Raw genomic sequence first — 26,703 nt, 5'->3', positions numbered from 1 at the left:
TAGGTATTGAACAGGTACAGAAAGAAACGCATCACATAAACACAAAATAACCATTCATTAAGTAAGTGAACTATCGTGTGTGGATATTAAAGGATTTTTGGGAGAAAAAATTTCCCTAAAAATTCCATTTAATACGACTTTTGAGAGAACAACTTCTTCGGAAAGAAGAAATCGCTATTTATTGTTTTCAATGGGAGATAGCAAAGGGAAACCATACAGAAAAAGAACGTGGGTTTATTTGTATCATCATGATAAATAACGTTATTATATCTTAACGATAAGGTATTATGATTATTTGTGATATTAACAATTCAAACAATTAGAGAGAAAAGTTGTGTGCTTTATCACGTTTGCACCTGCTCAAAACACCCTGTCAGTATTAAATCCTTTTTATTGTTAATATTATGGGGTATTTCAGCATATTAATCTAGATTTTTTTCCGGCCATCCCGTGAGGTACTAAGGATGAAAAACAAGCGAATAACATGCCTGTAGTTTGGGCTATTTCCTTGTTTGTGCTCAAATAACCTGTAATTTCGCATTCTAAATAGAATATCGTTCTTCAGTATAATTATTCATTTTATTAATTACCGACGTTATTATTTGAGATAATATAATAATATTAATTTTAATGGTTTTATTAAATTGTAAATGTGTTAAATTTTATAAGTCAATAAATATATGAATGTTATAGATTTTGTTTCGTTGTAAATAAAACTTTGTTAGAACTGTCACATTTTAAAATTAACTCCATAAGGTATGATTGCATTGTATTATAAATAAACTTATTTTTTGATTTATGAGATTTTTAATTCAATGTAATTTCACCGATGAAATTTGCGTCATAGTGAAATAATTTTTGTAACATTATATAGAGAGTTTTAATGAAAATTATCGGAATTTCAGGTTTATTACCGTCAAGATGCGTAACTAATAGTGATGTACTTGATTTAATAGAGCAGCATTCAAAAGAAACTTTCCAAGATGATTTGCCCAAAACACTAAGAACGATTCAAAGGTTACTGGATAAAACAGGACTTGAAAGCAGATATTGGCTGGGTGAAGGTGAAAAACCGATGCGTCTGATGGAAGAAGCTTTTGAACAGGCTTTGAAACAGGCGAATATCAGAAAATCCGAAATTGATCTATTGATTTATCCTAACGTCACTCGTGGTTTCACTGAGCCTGCAAACAGTACTTTTATTGCAAAGGCGTTAGGATTGAATTGCCGGAATTATGATGTTCTTGATGCCTGTAATGGTTGGGTAACGGCAATGGATATCATTAATAGTAAAATGAAAGCAGGTGAAATACGTTATGCGGCTATTATTAATATGGAATTTGGCATGTCTGAAGGCGGCCCATTCAGAAAGAATTTTTCTTTGAATTCTGCTTCTGAATTGGCCTATAAATATCCTAGTTTTACAATAGGTGAAGCGGCTTCCGTAACCATATTGAGCAATGAAGATACAGATAATTTTAAATTTGATTATATTAGCAGACCCGATTTAAGTGACATATGTAATATCTCTTTACCTAATTGGGAATTGTTTTGCAATGATAGTGATATTGAGCTTATTTCGCCTCTGGGAGGTAAATATCAGTTCAATTCATATGCCGCAGCACTCCATGAGTATGCGGGAGAAGAAGTGCCCAAGGTATTCAAACAGCATAATATTGCCAGTAGTGATATCCATAAGATTTTCATCCATACAGGTGCCCCAAATATGTGGGATGGCTTTGGTAAAGCCGTCGATGCCGCTGACAAAATGCACAATATCGGTCAGAAAACCGGTAACATTATTACCGCTTCTATTCCTTTTGGCATCGCTGATGCTCTTGAGAAAGATCGGGTCGAAAGAGATAAACTCTGCATGGGATGGGCAGGCAGTGGTGGAATGGTGTTTTCCGCAATGTCGTTTAAATTATAATTAATCTCTCGTCTGATTTATTTAATTGCCGACTGAATATATAAACTTAAATTTTATGATAATGATTCTGATTGTTTAATATAACGATTTCTATATGGCAAAATAATGCTATGGATAGATTTAGTTAGCGAATGTTAAGAATGATTTCAGTTGGCCTGATGAATAAAATAGAGTCTTTTTGATTGTGTTAGCAGGGGAATATGTCTCCCTAAATGACATAGACGGCCAATGACAAAGTGGAAAAATCACGCGGTTTTTCCACTATTTGAATTCAGGTAATGGCTATGATCAATCTGTTCAATAATCCTTCTATAAATAGCTTAACGTAATGCTGATTGATGATTATCGGTAAATCAGTCTTATCAATGTCGTGAATTTATTCGGCTAATGGGCATTATGCTCATTTTCTATTTAAATAGACTTTTCCTATAACAATATCTATTATTTTGCCGTTTTATGTTAGCGGTATCCGCCTGTATAAGTAATCTGACAGGCTCAATTGAAAATTTATTCAGATTCAGGAAGACATTATAATGAAAAGTAAATTCACTCTGGCTTCACTTTGTTTGGCTTCTCTTATGCTGGCAGGATGTGCGACAGAATCCTCTTCAACTCTCCAGGTTCAAAAAGTCTCTTCGTATAACACTATTTATCAAGGTATCCGCAGTCCTATCGCTGTGGGTAAATTTGAAAATCGCTCAAGCTATCAGAATGGCATTTTCTCTGACGGCATTGATCGTTTAGGCAATCAATCAAAAACAACGCTGGTGACGCATTTACAGCAGACCGGCCGCTTCAATGTGTTGGAGCGTACCAACATGGCAGAATTGCAAGCGGAAGCCGGTTTGCAGGGTAAAGCCCAGAAGCTGAAAGGGGCTAACTATGTCATTACGGGTGCTGTGACCGAATTTGGCCGCAAGGAAGTGGGTGACCATCAATTATGGGGCATTTTGGGGCGTGGTAAATCACAGGTTGCCTATGCAAAAGTGATGCTTAATGTTGTTAATGTTGAAACGTCTGAAGTCGTCTTCTCCTCAGCAGGGGCAGGGGAATATAAATTATCCAGCCGTGAAATTATTGGATTTGGCGGTGCATCCGGTTACGACTCAACTCTGAATGGCAAGGTATTGGATCTGGCGATTCGTGAAGCCGTCAACGACCTTGTGGCAGGTATTGAAAATGGCGCATGGAAGCCAGTTAACTAATTATATCGGGAAGATAGTTTAATGTTTTTGATGAAAAAGACGGGGATATTGTTAGGGGTATTACTGTTAGCGGGATGTGTCAAAGCGCCGAAGACCATTTACGAATGGGGTGATTACCAGCCAACAGTTTATCAATACTATCAGCAGGACAAAATGGGGCTACAGGAGCAGATTCAGGCGTTGCAGAAGGTGATTGAATTAGCCAAAGCGAAAGATAAGTCTGTTCCTCCTGGCCTGCATGCTCAAATGGGGCTGCTTTACAGTCAAACAGGCAAAATTGATGAAGCCTTTCAGCAGTTTGCCATAGAGAAAAATTTATTCCCTGAAGCGGCACCTTATATGGATTTTCTGTTGAGCAAAAGTAAGGGAGTGAAATAATGAACCGTTTTTGGGGCGCTATTGCCGCTTTATTATTGCTGACACTGACAGGATGTGTTCAACAAAAGCCTTATGATTATACGGCTCTAAGGGAAAGTAAGCCTAAATCCATTCTGGTACTGCCCGCAGTGAACAAATCTGTGGAAATACAAGCCGGGGGCAGCCTGATTTCTCAGGTGGCTTACCCACTGGCTGAATCTGGATATTACGTTTTCCCGGTTGCGGTGGTTGAAGAGACATTCCGACAGAATGGTGTGACAGAAGCGCAGGATATCCAAAATATCAGCTATAAGAAGCTGCATGATATTTTTGGTGCAGATGCTGCGCTTTATCTGGATATCACGCAATACGGTACACAATATCTAGTTATTAGCAGCGATACTCGTGTCAGCGCAGCAGCCCGTTTGGTTGATCTACGCAGTGGTAAGCAACTGTGGAGTGGTACGGCGACGGCCTCTTCAACAGAAAATGATAATCACTCCAGTGGTGGGCTGATAGGAATGTTAGTCTCTGCGGCTATTTCTCAAATCGCGAATACGATCACTGACAGAGGCCATGATATTGCAGGCATTGCCAGTAATCGTCTGTTAAGCGCAGGTCAATATGGCCGATTGCTGTATGGGCCGCGTTCGGAGCACTACGGTAAAGAAAAATTATAATTTTTTTGTGTTATTAGCGTGAAAAATGCCGCAGATATTCTTTGCGGCATTGTTTATTTTTTACCTCTATTTCAGATATCAAATATCCAATCGCTTGGATTGCCATCTTTTGGACTTCCAGCGCCAAGCGTTCACAAGTCCTCGCATCCATTCATCGCAGAAGAAGCCAATCCAGATCCCCAGAATGCCCATATTCATCACGATCCCCAGAAAATAGCCAATAGGAATGGAGATACACCACATGAAAATCAGTGCAGTGTAGAGCGGGAAGCGGGCATCACCGGAAGCGCGCAGGGCATTAACCATCACAATATTGAAGGTGCGCCCAGGCTCCAGAAATACTGATAACAAGAATAGAGGCAGCAGAAGCTCAATAATTTTTTTATCTTCCGTCATCATGTTGAGGAGGGGTTCCCGGAGCATCCAGAAAACCAGTACGACACCAGACGTAACGATAACTCCGATTTTCAGGCTATTTAATCCACGGATATAGGCATCTTCGAAGCGTTTTGCGCCCACAAGGTGCCCAACCATAATTTCATTGCCAATACTGATGGAAATACCGAACAACATAATGAACAGTGATAACTGGAAATACATGGTTTGCGCGGCCAGAGACGTTTCACCCATCAGACCGATAAATGCCTGTGCGGCCATATATTGCAGTATCCACACCAGATTTTCACCGGCAGCAGGCAAACCGATATGCAGGATTTTGCCCAGCATATTTCTCGACCAGCGCACGAGCAATTTAGGATTGAGCTTAATCTTCAAGCCATAAAACAACAGCCCGCTGAGTAAAATAACCGCGACAGTACGGCCAAACACGGTAGACCACGCCACGCCTTCCAGCCCATATTTAGGCAATCCAAAGAACCCATACAGAACAACCATATTACCGACAATGGTGAGCAGGTTAGCAATCAGGGTGACATACATGGCAGTCTTCGACTTACCATAAACCCGCAGACAGGCGGCGAGAATGATCGAAATAGCTTCTGGGATCAGGCAGATACCCAGGACACGCAGATAAGCGCCCCCATCTTCCATCAGGTTTTCGGGCAGATTCATGATGTGCAGGATCTTATAACCGAAGAAAACCGTGACCAGCGCACAACCAAGACCCAGTACGAAATTGAAAGCAATGGAGATATGAATGGCTTGGCTGGCTTTATCCCGTTTTCCTGAACCAAGATATTGCGCGATTACAACACTGCAACCCACACTGATGAAATTGAAAATCGTAATGCAGAGATCGAAAACAAGATTGCCTCCTCCCATGGCAGCCAGATAAGCCGAAGAAATATGGCTGACCATATAGGTATTGATTAATAACGTCGCCATGTGAAGAAAAATATCAATGAAGATCGGCCAGCTCAGTGAGAAAAGCGAACGATCAACAACATCAGATTGATGCATTGTAAAACCTATCGATTGAAGTGGAATGAATGGTCTTTTTACGGTGTGACATACCTAGAAAGTGTAGGTAATTCTACAAGGTTTATTGGTCAGTTGGTAGGCGGGTTACGTTATTTGTACCGATGGCATAAGGAAGGACTGGAGATAAAAAATCTCCTGCGGTGGGAGCCGCAGGAGCCTAGTGCCAAGCTAACCCTGGATTTCCCCTTCCAAAACAAACATGCCAACCGGATGAATTTCCAGATAGTACTTGTCACCGACACGCGGTTGCAGTTGTGTGGCATTGATCTGTAACAACAGGGTTTGTCCACGCCAATTAACCGTCACCTCATATTGCGCTCCCATATAGGCCACATAACTGACTTTGCAGCGTTGGCTTTCATTTCCCTGTTGGCCCAGAGTAATAGCTTCAGGGCGAATGCCTATCGTAATGGAAGAGCGAGTTGTCGTAAAATGCGCGGGGCGGGGCAACCGGTATTGGAAGATTTCTACATAATCCAACCCTAATGTAGCCGGAAAAATATTGGCGTCCCCCATAAAACTTGCCATAAATCGTGAGGCTGGATGGCGATAGAGTGTTTGTGGCGAGCCAATCTGCATAATTTTGCCTTTATTCATCACCAGCACGGTATCAGAAACGGCAAAAGCTTCACTTTGGTCGTGGGTCACGTAGAGGGAGGTGATATTAAAACGTTGCTGCAATTCGCGGATTTTCTCTCGCATATTGCGGCGCAGGTTGGCATCAAGGTTACTCAATGGTTCATCGAATAGCAGAACTTTAGGCTTGAGGATCAACGCACGAGCCAAGGCGACCCGTTGCTGTTGTCCACCAGAGATTTGGTCAACATAGCGATCTTCAAATCCGGCCAAATCAACCAGTTCCAGCGCTTCCCTGACTTGCTCGCGAATTTCTGCTTTTGGCCGCCCCTGCATTTTCAGCCCGTAACCGATGTTTTCGCCCAAAGACAGATGAGGAAAAAGTGCATAAGACTGGAATACCATACAAATATCCCGTTGCTGGATGGAACGTTCTGTCACATCCTCACTATCAATGAAAATATTTCCTTCGCTGGGCTTTTCCAAACCAGCGACTAAACGTAGTACGGTGGTTTTACCGCATCCTGATGGCCCCAGCAGAGTTACCATATGCCCTTGAGGAATGGATAAGTTCAGGGAATCGATCACGGCGTTGCTACCGAACCGTTTAGTCACATTTTTTAGCTCGACAAAATGTTGTTGTGTCATCTTATCACTCCGTGATTACTGGGTATTTTTGGCTTTCGAGCGGGAAATTCGCGCTTCGCCAACCAAATAGTCAAACAGGAAAATCACCGCCAGCATGACGACGATCAGAATCGAGCCATAAGAGATAGCCAGACCATATTCACCATCTTCAACGCGGTTCAGGATATAGGCCGTTGCCACGCGGGTGTCTGGTGTCACTAAAAATACGATGGCGCTGACGGTAGTAATGGCACGGACAAAACTGTAAATCAGCGCGGATAAAATGGCAGGGCGTAAGAGCGGCAGCAAAATGTGGAAGATTGTTCTCATTGAACCTGCCCGTAGACTGAGAGAAGCTTCATCCAGCGATTTATCAATTTGCCCAAGCCCGGCGATACCCGCCCGAATGCCAACGGGAACGTTCCGCATCGTCATGGAAACGATGATAATCACCGCTGTGCCAGTGAGGTAAAATGGAGCATCATTGAAGGCCAGTATATAGGACACGCCAGCTACCGTACCGGGAACGGCAAAACAGAGCATGGTTGTAAATTCAATGGCTTTCTTGCCTCGGAATTCTTGTCGTACCACGACATAGGCAATTAACAGACCCAAAATAGCCGTAATGGGCGCGGCAATACCCGCATAAAGCAGCGTATCCAGCAGTGAAGGCCATGCACCATCACTCATTCCCTGACCAAATAGATTGATGAAATTATCCAGTGTCAGTGTGTAATCTACGCCCCAGTTCACCGTGAAACTGCCGTAGAAAATACTGCCATACAACAGAATATTGAAAGTCACCCAGATAAACAGAGTGGTACAAACGCCCCATACCAGAGAAACGGGTAATGGCTGCACATCACCACGGTATGATTTACCGGAAACCGTGACGTAAGAACGTTTGCCGATCCACATATACTGGACACAGAAGACTAATAGCGAGAAGACCAATAATGATGCGCCAAGCGTACTGGCAGACTGATAATCAAGTTGTGAACCCGTAATATAAAAATAAATCTGGGTTGCCAGTACGTCGAAGTTACCGCCCAATACCAGTGGATTACTGAAATCTGCCAGTGATTGAACAACCACAATCAGGAAAGCATTGGCCAGAGCGGGTTTCAGCAGAGGGAGAAAGACATGGAAAAACGTTTGATAGCGATTGGCTCGCAGGGTATAGGAAGCCTCTTCCAGTGATGGGTGGATCGTCTTGATGGCACCATCCAGAATCATGAAGGCCATCGGGGTAAATGCCAGCACTTGGGCGATCCAAATCCCTGTAAAACCGTATAACCAGTTGGTATTCGTCAGACCAAACCACGTTGCCATAAATTCGGTGATATAACCCGAACGTCCCATCATCAGTGTTACACCTAGACCGACGACAAAAGGTGGTGTGACAATCGGTAAAATGGAAAAAATACGACCGATGATGGCGGAACGCTTGGCGATTCTGGCGGTATAAATAGCCAAAATCAACCCAAAGACAGTACATCCCACACCGACAGCAACGGAAAGTAGGATTGAGTTGGCAATGACTTTAATGATGTGGGGCTGTCCCAATATCGAAATAAAGGCAAATGGCGCGAATTGACCAGCTTCATCTTTAAACATAGGGATAAAGATAGCGATACTGGGGAACAGAATAAATACGCCAATCAGAGCCGTGATCGCCACCAGTGAACCAATCACGAAACTGTCACCACCGAGCCATTCCAGACGGGTCAGGGCTAGAGTGATGATGGCTCCGAGTGCAATAAACAGCACGATAGTGGCGTAACCTAGCCCACGTCCGGCCAATGTAGCGCTAATGATAATGAACAGCGCACATAACAGGGCATACCCACCGTCAAAATAGTGACGCTGACGTTGGTTGCGACTGGCGGGAGTCAGTGGACGCAATAACAATAGGGATGGCAGCAGAAACCACAATATGCTGCTATTGACACTGTGCCAGCCATAAGCTGCCAGTATCTCTTCTTGTGTCGAATCGAGAAGGCCGTAATCCAGACTCCATGATGGCAGCAGAGCAAATGACAGCCATGCCAGCATAATCCACCAGAAAACAGCATCCCGACCTTGTTTCCTAGGCAAGGCAAGGGTATGAGACATAATTCCCCCGATAAAATTTTATGATAATGAGAATATTTAAGTTATTGGGCAGCGAGGCATGTTCAGGCTCGCTGCTTGAGCGGGTGCCACTGATGATGTGACAAAAAGGGATTATTTACCCATTTTCACTTCAATCACCCATTTGTTGATCAATTCTTTGCGTACTTGGCTGGAGCCGTATTTATCCATATCATAATTGATAAGGTTTAATTCAGCGGGATTCAGTGTTGCAGGTGAAGACTCTGCGGTGGTATTGGTCAGGATCTGATAGGATTTTCCCTTCTTCCAGCTCAATTCTTGAGCTTCTTTGGACAGCACCCAATCGACAAATAATTTGGCGTTATCCAGATTGCGCGCATTCTTGATAATACTGACGCCGCCGATTTCATAGCCTGTTCCTTCACAGGGAGCAATGAGTTTCATTGGCGCGCCATTTTCAACTTCCAGTGAATAATCATGCAGGAAGCCGATGCCAATAGCGGTTTCACCACGGGCGGTGTTACGTGCTGGTGCAATGCCGGATTTGGTATATTGTGAAATATTACCATTGAGTTTTTTCAGATAATCGAACGCATTGTCTTCACCCCATAATTGGGCGAAGGTGGCTAATGCTGTGTAAGCTGTGCCAGAGCTTTGCGGATCCGCTATCTGGATTTCGCCTTTATATTCCGGTTTGATCAGATCTTTCCAGCAGGTTGGTACGGGCAGATTTTTCTCTTTCAGGCGTTCGGTATTTACACCGACACCGAGAATGCCCATATAGACCGCAGAGGTATAGTTACCTTTGCGTTTCGCCGGATCGCGGAATTGAGGCATGATCTGTGCCAGATTCGGGGATTGATAAGGTTGCAAGAGATCTATTTCACCCGCTTGGGAATGGGGATCGAGAGTGCCGCCGTACCATACATCTGCCTGTGGATTGCGTTTTTCTGCCTCGATTTTTGCCAATGTACTACCGGACCCATTGCGAACGAAGGTGGTTTTTACATTATATTTTTCACTGAAAGCACGAGTTTCCGCTTCACACATGGCGTTGGTGGCATTGCAATAAACATTCAAGCGGCCAGCCGCCTGTGCGTTATTGGTGATCACCGTAGCGGTTAATCCCATAGTGATGAGAGTAAAGAGAGATGTCAATTTCATTAGGGTGATGTCCTTATATTCGGAATTTTTTGTTTTGAGTTTTTTAATGCGGGTACTAATAAGCCTAATTATTTCTTGTTAAATAAGATTGAATTGTTAATTCAGGTGAAAGACATCATGAATGGCAAAATCTCTTTGTGCAAATTTATAGGTAAAATTTGTAATCGGGATAACAAATTAAAAATAGTTTTTCATGATATAATCACGTTATTTATTTTAAATTATACTTAAATAAGTAATATAAATACCTATAAAAACCCAGAGATAATTAATGGATATATTTCGTATGGCCGCACGAAATATATAATATGGAAGAGAATCGAAAACAACCTTATCCTTATGGCTGGATTTAGTATTTATCTGAAAAGCAGAGGAAATTATGCTGTTTACCCCTGTTTTTCAGATATCAATTATATGATTGATTTTATTGATTCTAATATCATCATTACCCCAAGGATAATAAGAATAAGACCGGGAATACGCCCGAGAATGAAATTGGTTTTCTCTGGTGATATCCGTTTGAGCTGGGCTGTGATAAAGCAATATAAAATATTAAAAAAAGTGGCGCCTGTACAGAATATTGTACCGAGAACAAGTAAGAGATAATCAGGGCTGTCTTGATGAACGAATTGAGGAAAGAAAGAGACAAAAAACACGCCAACTTTAGGATTGAGGATACTGATCAATAACCCGTTAAGGAGATAGGAACTGGATTTTTTTCTGTTTATGCTACGGTCATTTTTTTCTGACGATGCAGTAACTTCAGATGGCTTAGAGCGATAGATATTATATCCCATCCAAATTAGATAAAGCGCGCCTGCTGTCTGTATTATGGTATACAGAGCCGGAAGAGACATCAGTATGGAGGTTATCCCAGCCCAAGTAATAAAAACATAGAAATAATAGCCAATTGCCAACCCTATGGCTGATGACGCAGCCGCTTTCCAGCCTATTCGATGATAATTACTCGTAACATATATCACATCTGCACCAGGAATAGCATTAATAGTAAGAGCCGTTACGAGAAAAAGTATCCAGTTCACATCCAGCATACTTTAAATTCCTTTCATTTTGAGAAAACAATATTCTGCTTGACGCTTTACTTTATCCGTAAAAGTTTTGCTAGTAAAGAGAGGGCTGTCAATGCCATATTCAACCGATAGAGTATCAATAAAATTAAATGGTTTGCTTCTTTCCAGGTAGTCTTTTATCAGCTCAAATGCGAGTAGGTAAGATTCCCCTTTTACTGCCCATATTGTTTCTAACGACCAGAGTGAAAGTAGCTTTTTCCGCTCTATAATAGCCCCCGTGTCTATCCCTGTGTCTACATAGTGTAGTGTTGCACCGGCTGCACGCTCGACTGCGTCTTTATTTCCTGTTGCAGTTAGTTGTTCTATTGCGTACATGCCTCTGGCATAGGGAAGAACGGCAGAATGAGCGTTAACGATCTTTTGTTCAAAGTGATTAAGCCAGAATGGAGCCAAGATGACATCAAGGAAAATAAGAGCACCATCATTATATTTACTACATTCATTATTCAGATAATCTTGATAAAAATTTATTCCCAGTTTTTCTGTATCAATGATATTAGCGGAAGATAAAGCATGAGTTTCTGGGATGCCATAATTTTTTGCGAGATATTTTTCTGGTTCACTGAGGCCTTTATAAGATATTTCTAACTTGTTAATATCCTCATCTGTTATTTTATCCTTTTTTGAAAGTTCATAATGTATATTGTTGAGTGTTGATATATCTAGTTTTCTGGCGTTTCTGATTATCCAATTTAGCTGGAAATGACTCAGTTTTTTATGGAGAAAACTAGTGTGAAAAAAAGTTTCAGTTATAACAGTAAACATATTTTATCCTATTATTATAAAAAGTAACTGGTTTTTAAATGGAGGAGGTTTACAATGGTTTTATTTTTAGTCAGACTATAGTTTATTTTTGTTATGAAATAAAGTTGACTATTTATAGTTTTAAACCTATTTCCTTATTGTTATGTGTTGTTTTTTTTATTGGAGTTTTTTATCTGTATTTAATGATTTAATTACTATTTTTAGTCATGATAAAGGAGATTAATATGCTCTTCGATGACATATCATCTTTAATTAATGACAGATGCTTTATAAATATTAATGGTTGGATTCCTGATTCCGCTGTTTCATTAAAAGTGGAGGGGGTTTCTGTTACAGGATCAATAAAAATAAAGCCTGCGCTATATATGATTTCAGCGCTTGAGGATAGTGGGGTACTAAGAACAGGAAAAAAGTTGATTGAGAGTTCGTCAGGAAATCTAGGGTTAGCATTGAGTATGATTTGTGCCTGGAAAGGTTATCCATTTATTTGTGTTAGTGATCCGAATATAGCTCCTCTGACTGAGAGGACGATCCGGGCATATGGAACAAACCTTATTATAGCGAAAAGTAAAGATAATAATGGAGGTTATTTGGGAGAAAGGATAAGAATAATTGAATCTATGCTAAAAGAGGATCAGGATTTAATATGGGTTAATCAGTATGAAAATAAAAATAATGTTCTTTCTCATTATAGTATGACAGGAAAAAATATATTGGAAAAATACCCGTATCCTGATTATGTATTTATTGGCGTGGGAACGACAGGAACTCTTGGAGGCGTGTCAAGCTACATACGTAAATACTCTCCCTCAACGAAAATTATTGCTGTTGATACAAAGGGGTCTGTCACTTTTGGTGGTGAACCAAGTAAAAGGAGGATTCCTGGTTTGGGAACCAGTAAGGCACCAGAAATTAGAAAATATTCACAATTCGATGAAATTATTTACATAGATGAGAAAGAAACAGTATTCACTTGCAGAGAGTTAGCTTCAATGGGGCTCCTTTTAGGAGGATCAACAGGGACGGTTTTAGCGGCTGTCCGGCATTATCAAAGTATGATTGGGAAAAATAAAATTGTTGTGGCTATTTCTCCTGACATGGGAGAGAAATATATAGACACTATATATAATGATGATTGGGTTAATAAATTTTATAATTAAGGAAATAAAATGACTGATAATAAATTCACTATTATTTCTGGTAATGATGTTGAAGTCTGGATAAAAGAGAATAAGGAAAAGATTATCGAAATAATTAAAAAAACTTATTGTTTATTTAGCGATGGAATGGTAACTAATCCTGATAGTTATTTCTTGAGATTTCCTGACAGTAACAAAAATAGGATAATTGCTCTACCTGCATCGATAGAGCATGGTAATAAAGTAGCCGGAATCAAATGGGTCAGTAGTTTTCCAGATAATATACAGCATGGATTAAACCGGGCTTCTGCTGTTGTCATTCTTAATGATCGTAATACTGGCTACCCTATTGCTTGTATTGAAGGTAGTCAAATTAGTTCAGCAAGAACCGCTACATCCGCTATTATTGGTGCGGAGTATCTTCATCAGGAAAAGAGATGTGATCAGTTGGCTGTCATAGGGACAGGATTGATCTCTTTTTCTATCGTTGAATATTTATATAGCACAGGCTGGAAAGTCGGGAATATTGTTGTTAGTGATTTATCTGAAACTAATGCTGCCAAATTTATCTCATACTGTAAACAGAAATTAGGTATTGAGGCTAAATATTTGGATACGACTGATGCGATTAGTCAATCAGATTTGATTATCTTTGCTACTTCGGCTGTCAGCCCCCATATCGTTGATCCCGCGCTGTTCTCCCATAATCCAACCGTTTTACATATTTCTCTACGTGATCTTTCTACTGATATCATATTAAAAGCAGAAAACTATGTTGATGATATTTCTCATGCAGTTAAAGCTCATACTTCTCTGCATCTTACAGCAGAAGAGACGGGTGATACACAATTTATAAAAGGAAGTATATCTGATCTTATTCGGGGTAAAGTTAAACCCGATAAAACTAAGTTAAGAATATATTCTCCTTTTGGAATGGGAATGCTGGATATTGCAGTCGCTGAGAACATATATTATGATTTGAAGGATATATCTGGCGTTACAATTTCAGATTTTCACCCTTTACCCGTAATGAGATGAATGTATTTTTAATAAATTAATTAATAGACTAAATTAAGAGGGTTATTTTTTTAATATACGATATATGATGGAGGATAGGTTGGATTTTTCCAATTGGCATTTAAGCATACAAGAATCAAAAGAAGGCCATACAGATGAAAGCACTTATCATAATCGACATGTTGAATGATTTTGTAACCGGCGTCCTCGCCAATGAAGAAAATGCGATGAAAATGATTCCGTCTATTCAGCGAATGATCAAACATGCCAGAAACAATCCTAATTGGTTGGTGGTCTATGCCAATGATGCCCATCGTGCGGATGATCGGGAAATGGAAATCTGGGGAAAACATGCCATGGCCGGTACGCGGGGGGCGGATGTGATTGATGAGTTGGCTCCAATCGGCATGGAGCGTGAAATCGTTTCTCCTAAGCGATTTTATAATGCGTTCGACGGAACGGATCTGGAAGATGTTCTCGCACAATATGGCGTGACTGAAGTGGTGCTGACAGGTCAGCATATCCATTGCTGCATCCGCCATACGGCTTACGGTGCATTTATTCGTGGTTATGGCATTACGGTATTGTCCGATGCTGTTTGTGCTTTTCCTGGTATCGATGAACAAGCTGCCCTTGATTATCTGAAAACCATCTATGGGGTTGAAATTACGACAAGCAAAGCATTCGGAGTATGATCTGAGTAAAATATGAATATTCTGTTGGGTAAATGGAATATATAACTGGCAGATTAATTATCTGCCAGTGAAATTATTTTACATAAGCGAGCAGGCTGAGAGAGAGTCGGGCAAGCGATTGGCATTTTGCCTTTTGAGGCAGATTGATTCCCTTCAGATCGTTGTAGCCTGACTGATTCAGTTCTTCCATTAACTGACTGTTGTAGTTATTGAGATCCCACTTGTTACGTTGGGCAAAATAAATAATGGCACGCCTGATCTCACGGTCTGGGATCTGGCTATAGCCACAATCATATTTCAAATAAATGTAAACGGCTGTCATATCAGCAAGACTTTCAGCTTCTTCCTCAGACAGGGCTTTTGCGGGTTGAGCGAAACTGAACAGAACCAGGATGTAAGTGAACAAAGCAATCTTTTGCATAATTTCTATTATACTGATTTTCTACTGTTTTACCTAAACTAACATATTAATATCTTTGTTAGCCAAACTTTATTTTCTCAACTTTAGGAAAATTGCCATTTTTTCTGCGGCATGCTGACGCTGCGAACACGTGGGTTAAGGGGAAAGTGACTCTTGTTATTGACGACCATCATAACGGTAACGGGCATTGCCACCAGTGTGACGAACCAAGATATGGTGATGGTTTGGATTTAGTGGCAAGAACTAAAGTGATCTTCATCACTGAGGCGGCAAAAGTTGTTGCTGATGCGCTGGCGTTGCCTTTGCCAGAATCCAAGCCAGCCAGACACAAGCATAGCGCGTCAGCATGGTTTTAATCTGTTGTATTACGTGAAATTTAAAATAGGTAATAATCTGATTTTGATTGAAAAATGACATTTATCACATTTTTATTGAATGACTCTTGCTCATAGTGGAATTATTAAATTTTTTTGTTATATCCTGGTGCTCATAAATTGTTCTATCAGTGAAATTGTATCAGCATAGGGAGAAAGGAATATGGCTATAGGACATTTTTTGGCTGTAGGGGATAAGACAAGCTGTGGAGGGGTAGTTCTTACAGGAACCAGTAACATTACATTTTATGGGAGGAATGCTGCGATAGAAGGCTCTTTTGTTACCTGTGGAAAACATTCAGGTAACTTTTCGATTATGGGCGGTGTGAATTGCTTTTTTGATATGGGAACTAAATTGGCTGGGACGTTGGATAGTCAGAGCACTTGTCCTTGTAGGGCAAATCTTATTAACTCCATTCCTGATAGTTATCAAAATGAAGCACACTTTTCTGGAAAGACAGAGCCACTGGAATTGCAATCAGAAACAAAAAAATGGATTGGTTTTAGTGTCTCTCCTGAGATTGATTATTGCGGTATTAAATGTCTTGTTACGCTTGATGATGGCTCGGTTCTTAATGGCGAATTTAATCAACAAAATAAAGTCATGTTCACATCAATAACAGGCCATAAGTGTGTGAAACTTGAAATAGAAAATTTTGAAAAAGAAAGTTCTTCACAAAGTTTAACAGAAATTTTATTAAGCAAAATTATTGGATGAAATCATGGCATATGAAATGGTTGAAGGAACATTTTCGGGAAAACAAGAACATTCTATTAATGATCCTATATTGGATAAGGCCGTTGCAGCATTAGAAGGTTCTGCCCTCAAGTTTTCTACTGATGCTATAAGTGATGCTAAGGTTAGGCAAAACTACGCTTCAAATATAAAAAGGGTGACTTCTGAAGTTAAGCAGATGGTAAGATCGAAAAAATATCAGTAAAAGAAGCCGCGGAATTTTGCTATGAAATGCGTAACCAAATCATGGCTGAACATAGAAAAATCACGTCAGCACAAGGGTTGGCAGTTGCTGAAAGGCATAAAAAAACACCTCCTTCTCTCAACGATCTTCTTGATAAATACTCTCGAAAAAAATTTAGTAACGTATTTTCCAATCTTACTCCAAATCAAAAAAATGCTATTTATTATGAGATAATAGAATCATCAGCCAGAGATAACCCTAAATTTACAACAGCTAACAAAAGGTTAAGAATCATAGGAAAAGCAGGCACAATATTTACGGCAATATTAGCAACGCATGAAATATTGAATGCTGAAAATAAATCTAAAGAAGCGGTCAAACAAGGTATACAAATTGGTGGTGGAGTGGCAGGTGGAAGCCTCGCTGGTTTAGCTGTAACGCCACTATGTGGCCCTGGTGCTCCCGTTTGTGCTATTGCTGTAGTGTTATTAGGTAGCATAGCTGGAGGAGTTGCTGGTTCGGTAGTTGCCGATGCTTTAGATGATGAAATAGAGGAGTTTACTCATTGGGCAATCAACTAACAGATATAGATTTGTGTGAAGCGTTATCTGATATCTTTGTAGATAATGAAGTTGACTACGAATATATCGTTTCTGTAGCTAAACGTTTCCCTCTTGAGCATGTGGAAATGGTCTTCTTCGAGTGGGTAGCTCCGATATGTTATACCAATGGGCTTACCCCTGTGCCTCCTGTATGGACTTTTTTTGATCGTGAACAACTTTGGGAAGATGTTCAGGAGCTAAGGCGAAAACAAATAACAGGAGGTAAGATAGAAAAAATAAAAGAAAATATCAGGCGATGTTTTTTGCGTAAGTACCTTGAAAAAGAGTGGCAACATTTGAAGAAAAAGCTGACTAATTCTTCTTGAGAAGAATATTCAAATTTATTTCGGCAAGGTATTTTTTACCCAGCACAGCTGGTGTGAAAGAACATGAACTATCGTATTGCGAATATGCAATCTCGCATATTCAGCAGAAGGGGTATATGGTATTCTAATTTATTGGAATGAAGGATGTGCATATCTATGGTGATTTTCTCTTAATTCATTAATATTGCTAATTTTTTTTGATAGAAAAATTGAAGTTTATCGCGGCAAGTGTTTATGATTTCACGTTCAAACTCCAGAGCTTTTGATATGTCTTGTAAGTTTCCTTTATTGATTTGATCTATGTATGTTTGAAATGAGGTATCGATGCTACGCGCAGTCGTATTTCCATTAAGAGATAGTTCTCTTATTTTGCCTATTAAATTAAAAACAACGGATATCCATGTATTTACTATAGCAGCACGATAATAAATTGTAGCTTCAGTTATGTAGCTTTTTGATTGTTCGGATCTATAACGTAATGTTAAGGCTTCAATGTCTGCGATGCCTTCATTCATATCCACCTCCTTATTTTGAAAAAAATTGTATTTCAGCTTGCTTTAAGTAAAAAGTCTTTACTTTGAAATGCAGAAAATAAAACTTTAGATAATTCACCCATAATACTCATGGAGCAATTATAAAATTCGGAATATTCAGTAGTGTCAATTATAGACTTATCAATACCGTGAGAAATGTTGTTTCTTTTGTTTTTTAGCCTAGTTAAGGGACCAATAACTCTATCTAAGGAATTATGAGAAAGTCCTACTTGATAGAGTAATTTTTGTAAAATTTCTTTACCGACGTTACTTTCGGTATTTATATAGCCGTCTTCTATTTTAATTGTCGAATCTAAAACGTTATGTATTTTTTCGAAAAATTCCTCATATCTGTAAATACGATGAAGATGAGAATCATCAGGTAAAACTTTCTTGAAAATTTTGTTTTTTATGTCAGGATTATTCATTTTCAAAAAATCGGTATAATAAACAGCAGCAGCTAAAATAGGCTTGACTTGCTGACAGCTAAGATTCATTTTATTAATTGCCTCTATATATAAATTAAATGAAAATTTAACAAACCCTTCAACATGAGCGTAGAGTAAACAAATTACAGCACGACGAATCCGGTTTTTGTCTGCATCATCACCAGTTTTGGATATTAGGTTATTCAAAGAGCGAATCTCTTCCTCTCTCCAGCTTCGCTCAATTTCAACTTGAGAGAGAAATTCATCAGGGCTCATTTTATAGCATCCTCAAAATATTGTTTAGCTATATCAATTCTTCTTGTTAAAGGACCTGGTGAGTTTTTACCACCTCCAGTTGTTTCAGCTTTAAACGTACTGTCTTTCTTAAGTTCTATAATTTTATTTTTCAATTTATTAATTATTTCATCATCTGTTTGATCAATACAATTTATTATTGATTGTATTCCAATTGTAATTGATTCAAAGTGATATATACTAAAGTTAGATTGAAGTCTATCATCAGTACCAATCCGGCCAAAGATACGTTCGCCATGTGTTTTAGATAAAATTTCAAAGACTTTCTTAAAATTATTTTCGTTATCGTCATAATCAAATTCTAGTTGTCCTGATGAAATATTTTCCATATATTCGGTTAGGAAATCTGCTATATCATGTTTAAATTCATTTCTGTTATTTTTAAAAGTAAAATATCGCAATACAAGTTCTTGGTCGAAAGCTCCGAATCGTTGTGATTCAGAAATAAAACTTATGCATTTAGAGTAATTTTCATCCTTCGATAGTCTGATGATGAAATCATTAAATTTAGGGTCTAGCATCCTGATAGTGCAATTTCTGATTTGTTGCTGAGTAAGGGCTTCACCACCCGTGTTGAGTCTTTTAAACATATGATATTTAAATTTATTATCACTACCTTTTCTAACAACTTCGACACGCACAAATGATCTTTTTAGTTTTATTTTTAAAGCTAGAGGTAGGTCATCATATGTTAACCCGTTTAAACTTTTTAAGATGTCACAGTCGGATAAAATTAATTTTTCCCCTTTTTGAATTTCCATATGGTCGGCTATTAGTTCCCCACGCAAATGAAGGTACGACGAGAAACGCTGGAGACCATCAATAAGTTGATAGACTCCATTCTCTGTTTCAACCACATAAATAGGAGGTACAGGCATTTCTAATAGTAGTGATTCTATAAAACGTGAACGTGCACCTTCTGTCCATCTGAAAAGTCTCTGATAATCAGGACTGATATCAAGTTCACTGCTTTCGTACATATCCAACAATTCATTAAAGGATAAATCAAGACTTTGTGTGTGAACTTTATCAATTTGTTGTTCAATGTCTAGCAAGATTTCTTCTGAGCTCATATGTTTAATCCTTAGTTTATTGATTTGAAAACTAATATTGACTCTTTTGCGCTTATATTGGGTCTATACTTTCTGGTACCTTTATGAATATTAGCCATTACTATCTTTGCGTTAAAATCTTTTCTTGATATAAATTCTAGATTATTATCCTTTGCCATTTCTATTAATATTTCAGCAAGATCACAATATATTTCCTTATAATAGGAATCTTGCACTACGCATACAAATAATCCATCAACTTTCAGCACCCTTCTGATTTCTGAAATGGATTTTTTAATTTCGTGAAAATATTGCTTATAGTTCTTGTAGTAATAAGTAGATGATGCGTGTGAATTATGATTTAGGATTTTATAAAGAATAGTATCGGCAGTATTTCCATAAGATGTTTTTTCGTGTGTTTTTTTATCAATAGTGGTGCGTCCAATTAGAGAACGTCTAACAAAGTCTATTTTTGATGGATCATTTCCAAATAAAATGGCAAGTTCTGGTGATGTAGCTATACCATAATCAATTCTTGTACAATATGGAGGAGACGTAACAATAATATCTATTGTGTTATCAGAAACTGGAATGCTAGTAGAGGAAGCACAGTATAAAGATACTTTATCACTAAAATCATCATCTAAAATAGTATCGATTTTTTGGTAAAGAAATTCAATCACTCTTTTTTTTATTTCTTTGTTACATATTGTGATTTTGTCCTCTTCTTTTTTTGCTTTTTTCACCCACATAGGGTTTGAGGGAATAAATTTGGAGACAAGCTCTCTTGCAACATTAAACAAAGCCAGTAAAATGACGGAATTAGTTTTTGAGTCAGAAATAGATTTGTTTTTTTTAATTACGCTATTTGATATATACCTAAAATAACTTGCCGTATTTGAAGAAAACCAATTTAGCAAATAGTCGTCATTATTTAAAATATTTTTAGGCAGGATGTTTACACGTAAACGTTTAACAATTTCTAGCGCTCTTTTAATATCTTCTTTAGTTGACAATTTTGCTCTTGCAATGATTCCCATTGCAGGATTTAAGTCAATACCAATAGCTTGATAACCTTCCAAAGCACCTGCTAAGGTAGTGGTTCCTGCACCATTCCAAGGGTCAAGAATGATTGCATCTTTTTCAGGGTTGAGTGTGCGTAAAACATCTCGAACAAATGTGTGAGAAAAGCCAGCATAATAGCTGTACCATTCAGCTCTGTATTCTTTTTCTGTAATACGCTTTGGATTATGTAATGCTAACGTTTTCACACATTTTACCATAATAAATTAGAGTCATTTCTATGATTCACCTTACTTCAAGAAATTAGGGGATATATAATTGTAACATGACCTTGCCTGAGAAACACTGTCGGTATGCGTCGTTAAACAGTATTCAACATACTCAGAACTGACGCATCTTTTTGTCACAACTCAAAAGAATTGCTAACCTGCACCAACTTACTCACCATCACAGATGGTCACATAGCCGCCAAAAACGACTATAAGAACTCCCGTAGCCTGAAAGGGAGAGCAAGAATTGTGGTACATCTGTACACCTTTGGCAGCAGATATCGCCAGTATGAACAATCCTAGCAAGTTCGGTGATAAAGGTCTCTTAAACTAAACTAAAAAATACCTCAAAAGGGTGTTTTTATATTGTCATTCAAGTGTATTGAACGTTGAATCATGCATTTATTTTTCATATCAGCATCAGACCATATCTTCATTTATCTTTTGTCCAATGGAATTGAGCTACGTTTTGATCCCATTTCACGTCATACGCGCAAGATGGCCTTCGCACATCCAGTTCATACTTCTAACTATCTCCGTTTGAAATATGCAGTGAACAGATTTTCCACACCAAAACAATTAGCTCATTGCAACCGTTTGACACTTAACCTTGCGGCATTTTGCTGTGCCTGTTGGCATTTCAATTCTCGCACTACTTTTGCTGACCGTTTGCGGGACTTAAGGCGTCACTTTTTGCAGATTTATCGCTGAAAGTGACGCCGCAGCAAAAGGACAACATCGCTATTACAGGCTCTCGCCTGTTTAACAGCGCAGTGAATCTGACACTGCATTTTATAGATTGAAAAAGCATCAAAAGGAGAACTTGACGATATCGAGGCTGGTTTTTTGTCAGTGGGGATGACCTGTTTATGCAGGCGGCAGTACAGCGTACTCAACCGATACCCCGCACGCGTTCACTCTGGCGCCCAGATATCCGTCAAGGACAAAGCAGGTATTTCTTGTTTTGTTAGCATTGTCGCGCGCCAGAGATTGCATGTTGTCAGGTATAAGTAGGGAGAAGCAGATGAGCCGATTGATTAAGGAATTAAAATTTTTTGCCCGGCAGGGTGGTGGTAGCCATAATTGGTTTAAAGAGCTGCCATTCTCCCCATAGTTTGCGTTATGCGTGGGCACAGGATGCACTGAGTTTTTACCAACAAAATGGTTTTAGTCGTCAGGAGGTAAGGGCACTGGTTTCAATGGATTTGGGGCATAGTAATGGTCGCGGGCGTTACGTCGAAAGAGTTTATAGTCAGGGAGGTTTGGAATGATGGAATTATCTCAACACTCACCTGTCTGAAATCTGGTCTAGCCGTTATTTTGATATGAACGGTAATCTTATCGAACGCAAAATTCGCGATAAATCATTAAAATAATTATTCTAATACCGGAAAATATCAGGGAAATAGTCACATAATCTAATTATCCACGATGTTATTTGTTTTGATGAGGTGGCACAATTGGTTATCCGTCACCGCAATCTTTAATACCTTCCGACGAAATGCGCCGCAACCTCCTATCACAAGGCCAGAATGTTTAGTTTACTGATCTACTCACTGGCAACGATATTTGTAGGTAGTCATAGATTCAACCCTTCTTTTACTGTAGGTGGTGAATTCTGATATGCTTTGCAAAATATTTTGTTCTCATGTTTTTGTGTGTGCGTCTTTGTGTGGTGAACGGTATATCAATCGGTGTATCACTTTTCGTAAAAAGACACATGATTTTATTTTAATTTTTGTTTAAAAATATATAGTTATGAGTAAACCAAAACATATTGTAGAAGTGATGATCTCTGAACAAGAGATTAAACAACGTATTGCTGAATTGGGGCAACAGATTACAGAACACTATCGCAATAGCGACCGTGAATTGGTGCTGGTTGGTTTGTTGAGGGGGTCATTTATATTCATGGCAGACCTGTGCCGTGAAGTTCAGGTTCCCCACGAAGTGGATTTTATGACTGCGTCCAGCTATGGCAATGAGATGAACTCTACCCGCGATGTGAAAATCCTCAAGGATTTGGATGAAGATATTCGTGGCAAAGATGTGTTGATCGTTGAAGATATTATCGACTCAGGCAATACACTGAATAAGATCCGTGAGATTTTTGCGCTCCGTGAACCGAACTCTCTGGCGATCTGTACGTTGCTGAATAAACCCTCCCGCCGTGAAGTCGATGTGCCGGTTGAGTGGATTGGCTATTCGATTGAAGATAAATTCGTGGTCGGTTATGGCATTGATTATGCCCAGCATTACCGCCACTTGCCTTACATTGGGCATGTGACTCTGCTGGAAGAGTAAATTCCTGCGGTAAACCGTATAGGGAACTGTGAGTAAATGGCAGCACAAGGCTGCCATTTGTTTTTATGTGGATCTGTTATTTCTTATGCGCCAGCTTGGAAATGGCCTGACGGTAATTAAGTTCCAATTTTTCACGGCTGTCAGCGGTAACATCCAGATCATGGAGTTCGCCATCTTTCAAGCCATATACCCAGCCATGGATCATGACTTTCTGCCCACGTTTCCACGCTGCTTGCATAATAGTCGAGTGGCCGAGATTATAAACCTGTTCAATGACATTCAACTCACATAAACGATTCAGCCGATCATTAGGCGGCAACTCGCCGAGCATGGAGCTGTGTTTGTACCATAAATCCCGAATGTGGAGCAGCCAGTTATTGATTAAGCCTAATTCAGTGCCATCTACCGCAGCTTCTATGCCTCCGCAGCCGTAGTGACCACAGATGATAATGTGCTCAACCTGTAACACATCAACGGCGTACTGAACAACAGATAAACAGTTTAAATCAGTATGGATAACCAGATTAGCGACGTTTCGGTGAACAAAAAGATCACCCGGTGCAGCGTCAATCAGTTTTTCAGCAGGCACGCGGCTATCAGAACAACCTATCCACAGAAAATGGGGGTTTTGTACTTTTGACAATTCTTTGAAGAAGTGAGGATTTTCTTCGTTTACGGATTGTGACCACTGCTTGTTCCTGGCAAACAATTCTTCAATTTTTCTCATCATAACTAATAGCCTAGCAACGTTTTTGAGATAGAATCATATACAACATTAATTGAGAATTTAATATTTAATTGAACAATGTTTTTTGTTTGATCCCTGTCGTTGCAAAGAAAGGCAGGCAAAATAATGGCATAATTTGTCTCTTGCACTCAAAAATAGCAAAGAATAAAGGTGTTTTTTATTTATGACTTATGCATTGGAATTGACACAGCTTACGAAAACCTATGCAGGCGGAGTGAAGGCGTTGCATGGGATTGATTTACGTGTAGAAGAAGGCGATTTTTATGCATTGTTGGGACCCAATGGTGCAGGGAAATCGACCACTATTGGTATCATTAGTTCTTTGGTCAATAAGAGCAGCGGTAAGGTCAAGGTGTTTGGTTACGATATTGACACGGATCTTGTCAATGCGAAACGGCAACTAGGGCTTGTTCCGCAGGAGTTTAATTTCAACCCATTTGAAACCGTGATTCAGATTGTACTGAATCAGGCGGGATATTACGGCGTACCCCGCAATGTCGCGTATAGCAGAGCAGAAACCTATCTGTCCCAACTGGATCTATGGGGAAAACGTAACGAGCGGGCGAATCGGCTGTCAGGAGGAATGAAGCGCCGCCTGATGATTGTCCGTGCTCTGATGCACCAGCCGAAGTTGCTGATCCTTGATGAGCCGACGGCGGGGGTCGATATTGAACTGCGTCGCTCCATGTGGGAGTTTTTGAAAGCCTTGAATGCGCAGGGAACCACCATTATCTTGACCACTCACTATCTGGAAGAGGCTGAAATGCTTTGCCGTAACATCGGTATTATTCAACATGGTGAGTTGGTGGAAAATACCAGTATGAAAGATCTACTCAGCCAATTAGAACGCGAAACGTTTTTGCTCGACTTAACGCCCAGCGGTGTGATGCCTGTCGTTGAGGGTTATGATTATCGTCTGGTCGATGCGGTAACGCTGGAAGTGGATGTCAAGCGTGGTCAGGGATTGAATGATCTTTTTTCCCAACTGAGCATGCAGGGTATTCAAATCAGCAGTATGCGCAACAAAGCGAATCGTCTGGAAGAGCTATTTGTTGGGTTGACCAATAATAATCAAGGAGCGAGTCAATGATTCAACTGTACTGGGTCGCGTTAAAAACCCTCTGGATGAAAGAAATAACCCGCTTTGGCCGTATTTGGGTACAGACATTATTGCCGCCGGTGATCACAATGTCCCTCTATTTCGTCATATTCGGTAATCTGGTGGGTTCCCGTATTGGTGAGATGGGTGGGTTCAGTTACATGCAGTTCATTGTTCCAGGGCTGATTATGATGTCTGTGATCACCAACTCATATGCTAACGTTTCCTCCTCCTTCTTTGGCGCTAAATTCCAGGGGAGCATTGAAGAAGTGCTGGTCGCTCCCGTGCCAACTCATATCATTATTGCTGGATTTGTTGGCGGTGGAGTTACCCGTGGAGTGTGCGTGGGTATTTTGGTGACACTGGTTTCCCAATTATTCGTACCTGTGCAGATCCATTCATGGAGTATGGTGGTGATCACCTTGCTGGCAACATCCACATTGTTTTCGTTGGCAGGGTTATTGAATGCCATTTATGCGAAAACGTTCGATGACATCAGCATCATCCCGACTTTTGTTCTGACGCCTTTGACTTATTTGGGCGGCGTATTTTATTCCCTGACCCTGCTGCCTGAATTCTGGCAAATAGTATCCAAGCTCAACCCGATCGTTTACATGATCAGCGGCTTCCGCTACGGTTTTCTTGGTATTACTGATGTTTCTCTGACGATGACGTTAGGTATGCTGGGTATGTTTATCTTTGTTTTTTATCTGTTGGCTTGGTATTTGATCGAGTCAGGGCGAGGGCTGAGAACCTAAAAACAAGAATTTATAAATATAACGCTCCGCCGTTGTTTACGGCGGAGTGGCGCAATAGTGAGTCGGTCATTGGTGGGAACGGTTATGCGACCTGAACGGGAACCGCTTTTGCCAGCCGGCTCATCACATTATCACCGTCAAAATAAGCTACTTTGGGTTTGTGAAATCTAGTCAGCTCATCAGCAATTTGGACATATGAACAAATAATCAGCTTATCGCCTACCGCCGCACGACGTGCCGCAGCACCGTTGACGGAGATGATTCTGGAACCACGTTCAGCGGCAATTGCATAAGTTGAGAATCGTTCTCCATTATCAACGTTATAAATATCAATCGCTTCATATTCCAGAATGCCGGCTGCATCCATAAAATCCTGATCGATGGCACAGGAACCTTCGTAATGAAGATCGGCCTGTGTCACTTTTACTCGATGTAATTTCCCCTGTAGCATGGTGCGTAACATGTTTGTTGCTCCTAAATTGATGATGCCGTACCTGCGGAAGTAAGACAGGACACGGAAGGGATGACTATATCAGGTTGTCAAAAAAACACCAAAATGCAATTTTAAAATATTATTTCGATGTATTTAAGGCGATATTTTTGTATGTATTTGAATAATTGGTATAATTTGAATGTCAAAACCAAAAAATATCATGATCATTTCCAAAGTTTGAAGTGGTTCACATAATTTTGAATTTTCGACAATATTGTTAATTAGAATTTGACTTAAATAAATTATAGATTTTATTTA

The 26,703-nt window shown here is 39.7% G+C and carries 28 protein-coding genes and 1 pseudogene; 16 read left to right on the top strand and 13 right to left on the bottom strand.

What is annotated here, in order from left to right:
• Positions 1–883: 883 nt before the first annotated feature.
• The 4 genes from PSI22_RS15110 to PSI22_RS15095 all read left to right on the top strand — a co-directional run bounded on the left by PSI22_RS15110 (position 884) and on the right by PSI22_RS15095 (position 4,172).
• Positions 884–1,930: a 3-oxoacyl-[acyl-carrier-protein] synthase III C-terminal domain-containing protein gene (locus PSI22_RS15110; RefSeq protein ID WP_273580468.1), complete on the top strand. Its 1,047-nt coding sequence runs from the start codon at positions 884–886 to the stop codon at positions 1,928–1,930.
• Positions 1,931–2,463: 533 nt separating this feature from the next.
• Complete coding sequence (locus PSI22_RS15105; RefSeq protein WP_038196718.1) at positions 2,464–3,135, top strand: CsgG/HfaB family protein; 672 nt, start codon at positions 2,464–2,466, stop codon at positions 3,133–3,135.
• Between the two features lie 21 nt (positions 3,136–3,156).
• Entirely contained in the window at positions 3,157–3,513 is a 357-nt protein-coding gene (locus PSI22_RS15100; protein WP_038249110.1) for a DUF4810 domain-containing protein, read from the top strand.
• Positions 3,513–4,172 (top strand): DUF799 domain-containing protein, encoded by a 660-nt coding sequence (locus PSI22_RS15095; RefSeq protein WP_273580467.1) that lies wholly within the window; start codon positions 3,513–3,515, stop codon positions 4,170–4,172. The genes PSI22_RS15100 and PSI22_RS15095 overlap by 1 nt, the downstream gene beginning before the upstream one ends.
• A gap of 78 nt (positions 4,173–4,250) precedes the next feature.
• Here the strand turns inward: PSI22_RS15095 and PSI22_RS15090 are convergent, their stop codons facing one another.
• The 6 genes from PSI22_RS15090 to PSI22_RS15065 form a co-directional block, all read right to left on the bottom strand.
• The gene (locus PSI22_RS15090) at positions 4,251–5,591 is read right to left on the bottom strand and encodes an MATE family efflux transporter (protein WP_273580466.1); all 1,341 of its coding nucleotides are present in this window, start codon (positions 5,589–5,591) and stop codon (positions 4,251–4,253) included.
• Positions 5,592–5,780: 189 nt separating this feature from the next.
• Positions 5,781–6,836 (bottom strand): ferric ABC transporter ATP-binding protein, encoded by a 1,056-nt coding sequence (gene fbpC, locus PSI22_RS15085; RefSeq protein WP_273580465.1) that lies wholly within the window; start codon positions 6,834–6,836, stop codon positions 5,781–5,783.
• 15 nt (positions 6,837–6,851) lie between these two features.
• Positions 6,852–8,930, bottom strand: coding sequence for an ABC transporter permease (locus tag PSI22_RS15080; protein WP_273580464.1), 2,079 nt, complete (start codon positions 8,928–8,930; stop codon positions 6,852–6,854).
• Between the two features lie 111 nt (positions 8,931–9,041).
• Entirely contained in the window at positions 9,042–10,073 is a 1,032-nt protein-coding gene (locus PSI22_RS15075; RefSeq protein WP_273580463.1) for an ABC transporter substrate-binding protein, read from the bottom strand.
• Positions 10,074–10,483: 410 nt separating this feature from the next.
• Entirely contained in the window at positions 10,484–11,125 is a 642-nt protein-coding gene (locus PSI22_RS15070; protein WP_273580462.1) for a LysE family translocator, read from the bottom strand.
• 3 nt (positions 11,126–11,128) lie between these two features.
• The gene (locus PSI22_RS15065; protein WP_273580461.1) at positions 11,129–11,929 is read right to left on the bottom strand and encodes a formyltransferase family protein; all 801 of its coding nucleotides are present in this window, start codon (positions 11,927–11,929) and stop codon (positions 11,129–11,131) included.
• A gap of 224 nt (positions 11,930–12,153) precedes the next feature.
• Here PSI22_RS15065 and sbnA point away from each other — a divergent pair, with 224 nt between their 5' ends.
• The 3 genes from sbnA (at position 12,154) to PSI22_RS15050 (ending at position 14,780) form a co-directional block, all read left to right on the top strand.
• Positions 12,154–13,089: a 2,3-diaminopropionate biosynthesis protein SbnA gene (sbnA, locus tag PSI22_RS15060; protein WP_273580460.1), complete on the top strand. Its 936-nt coding sequence runs from the start codon at positions 12,154–12,156 to the stop codon at positions 13,087–13,089.
• Positions 13,090–13,098: 9 nt separating this feature from the next.
• Entirely contained in the window at positions 13,099–14,106 is a 1,008-nt protein-coding gene (gene sbnB, locus PSI22_RS15055; RefSeq protein ID WP_273580459.1) for a 2,3-diaminopropionate biosynthesis protein SbnB, read from the top strand.
• 134 nt (positions 14,107–14,240) lie between these two features.
• Positions 14,241–14,780 (top strand): cysteine hydrolase family protein, encoded by a 540-nt coding sequence (locus PSI22_RS15050; RefSeq protein ID WP_273580458.1) that lies wholly within the window; start codon positions 14,241–14,243, stop codon positions 14,778–14,780.
• 73 nt (positions 14,781–14,853) lie between these two features.
• Here the strand turns inward: PSI22_RS15050 and PSI22_RS15045 are convergent, their stop codons facing one another.
• Positions 14,854–15,201, bottom strand: coding sequence for a YacC family pilotin-like protein (locus PSI22_RS15045; RefSeq protein WP_273580457.1), 348 nt, complete (start codon positions 15,199–15,201; stop codon positions 14,854–14,856).
• Between the two features lie 146 nt (positions 15,202–15,347).
• On the opposite strand from PSI22_RS15045, the gene PSI22_RS15040 reads away from it, so the two are divergent.
• The 5 genes from PSI22_RS15040 (at position 15,348) to PSI22_RS15020 (ending at position 17,423) form a co-directional block, all read left to right on the top strand.
• Complete coding sequence (locus tag PSI22_RS15040; protein WP_442316498.1) at positions 15,348–15,557, top strand: hypothetical protein; 210 nt, start codon at positions 15,348–15,350, stop codon at positions 15,555–15,557.
• A 181-nt stretch (positions 15,558–15,738) separates the two neighbouring features.
• Positions 15,739–16,293: a PAAR domain-containing protein gene (locus PSI22_RS21400; protein WP_306310603.1), complete on the top strand. Its 555-nt coding sequence runs from the start codon at positions 15,739–15,741 to the stop codon at positions 16,291–16,293.
• A 4-nt stretch (positions 16,294–16,297) separates the two neighbouring features.
• On the top strand, positions 16,298–16,516 hold the full coding sequence (locus tag PSI22_RS15030; protein WP_273580456.1) for a hypothetical protein: 219 nt from the start codon (positions 16,298–16,300) through the stop codon (positions 16,514–16,516).
• Positions 16,517–16,542: 26 nt separating this feature from the next.
• Positions 16,543–17,076 (top strand): hypothetical protein, encoded by a 534-nt coding sequence (locus tag PSI22_RS15025; protein ID WP_273580455.1) that lies wholly within the window; start codon positions 16,543–16,545, stop codon positions 17,074–17,076.
• Positions 17,061–17,423: a DUF7079 family protein gene (locus tag PSI22_RS15020; protein WP_273580454.1), complete on the top strand. Its 363-nt coding sequence runs from the start codon at positions 17,061–17,063 to the stop codon at positions 17,421–17,423. The genes PSI22_RS15025 and PSI22_RS15020 overlap by 16 nt, the downstream gene beginning before the upstream one ends.
• Before the next feature lie 170 nt (positions 17,424–17,593).
• Here the strand turns inward: PSI22_RS15020 and PSI22_RS15015 are convergent, their stop codons facing one another.
• From PSI22_RS15015 to PSI22_RS15000, 4 genes are read right to left on the bottom strand one after another with little or no spacing between them, the layout of a single operon-like run.
• On the bottom strand, positions 17,594–17,938 hold the full coding sequence (locus PSI22_RS15015) for a hypothetical protein (RefSeq protein WP_273580453.1): 345 nt from the start codon (positions 17,936–17,938) through the stop codon (positions 17,594–17,596).
• Between the two features lie 32 nt (positions 17,939–17,970).
• Positions 17,971–18,660 (bottom strand): MAE_28990/MAE_18760 family HEPN-like nuclease, encoded by a 690-nt coding sequence (locus PSI22_RS15010; RefSeq protein ID WP_273580452.1) that lies wholly within the window; start codon positions 18,658–18,660, stop codon positions 17,971–17,973.
• Positions 18,657–19,772, bottom strand: a complete 1,116-nt coding sequence (locus PSI22_RS15005; RefSeq protein ID WP_273580451.1) for a DUF262 domain-containing protein — start codon at positions 19,770–19,772, stop codon at positions 18,657–18,659. Before PSI22_RS15005 ends, PSI22_RS15010 begins: the two co-directional genes overlap by 4 nt.
• Before the next feature lie 11 nt (positions 19,773–19,783).
• Complete coding sequence (locus PSI22_RS15000) at positions 19,784–21,022, bottom strand: DNA methyltransferase (RefSeq protein ID WP_273580450.1); 1,239 nt, start codon at positions 21,020–21,022, stop codon at positions 19,784–19,786.
• Between the two features lie 1,115 nt (positions 21,023–22,137).
• Between PSI22_RS15000 and PSI22_RS14995 the strand changes: the two are divergent.
• Positions 22,138–22,314, top strand: a pseudogene (locus tag PSI22_RS14995) (integrase domain-containing protein); the annotation flags it as partial.
• Between the two features lie 487 nt (positions 22,315–22,801).
• The gene (gene hpt, locus PSI22_RS14985; RefSeq protein ID WP_012990014.1) at positions 22,802–23,347 is read left to right on the top strand and encodes a hypoxanthine phosphoribosyltransferase; all 546 of its coding nucleotides are present in this window, start codon (positions 22,802–22,804) and stop codon (positions 23,345–23,347) included.
• Between the two features lie 76 nt (positions 23,348–23,423).
• On the opposite strand, the gene can is transcribed toward hpt, so the two are convergent.
• Positions 23,424–24,077, bottom strand: coding sequence for a carbonate dehydratase (gene can / locus PSI22_RS14980; RefSeq protein ID WP_038187888.1), 654 nt, complete (start codon positions 24,075–24,077; stop codon positions 23,424–23,426).
• Positions 24,078–24,258: 181 nt separating this feature from the next.
• Here can and PSI22_RS14975 point away from each other — a divergent pair, with 181 nt between their 5' ends.
• Both PSI22_RS14975 and PSI22_RS14970 read left to right on the top strand, forming a co-directional pair.
• Entirely contained in the window at positions 24,259–25,185 is a 927-nt protein-coding gene (locus tag PSI22_RS14975; RefSeq protein ID WP_273580449.1) for an ABC transporter ATP-binding protein, read from the top strand.
• Positions 25,182–25,952: an ABC transporter permease gene (locus PSI22_RS14970; protein ID WP_273580448.1), complete on the top strand. Its 771-nt coding sequence runs from the start codon at positions 25,182–25,184 to the stop codon at positions 25,950–25,952. The genes PSI22_RS14975 and PSI22_RS14970 overlap by 4 nt, the downstream gene beginning before the upstream one ends.
• A gap of 82 nt (positions 25,953–26,034) precedes the next feature.
• Here the strand turns inward: PSI22_RS14970 and panD are convergent, their stop codons facing one another.
• Positions 26,035–26,415, bottom strand: a complete 381-nt coding sequence (panD, locus tag PSI22_RS14965; protein ID WP_038187878.1) for an aspartate 1-decarboxylase — start codon at positions 26,413–26,415, stop codon at positions 26,035–26,037.
• Positions 26,416–26,703: the final 288 nt, after the last annotated feature.

This window comes from Xenorhabdus aichiensis, assembly GCF_028598775.1.
In the GTDB taxonomy this organism is placed as follows: domain Bacteria; phylum Pseudomonadota; class Gammaproteobacteria; order Enterobacterales; family Enterobacteriaceae; genus Xenorhabdus; species Xenorhabdus bovienii.
The sequence above is the reverse complement of the archived record's forward strand: the minus strand, read 5'-3'. Positions and strand labels throughout refer to the sequence as shown.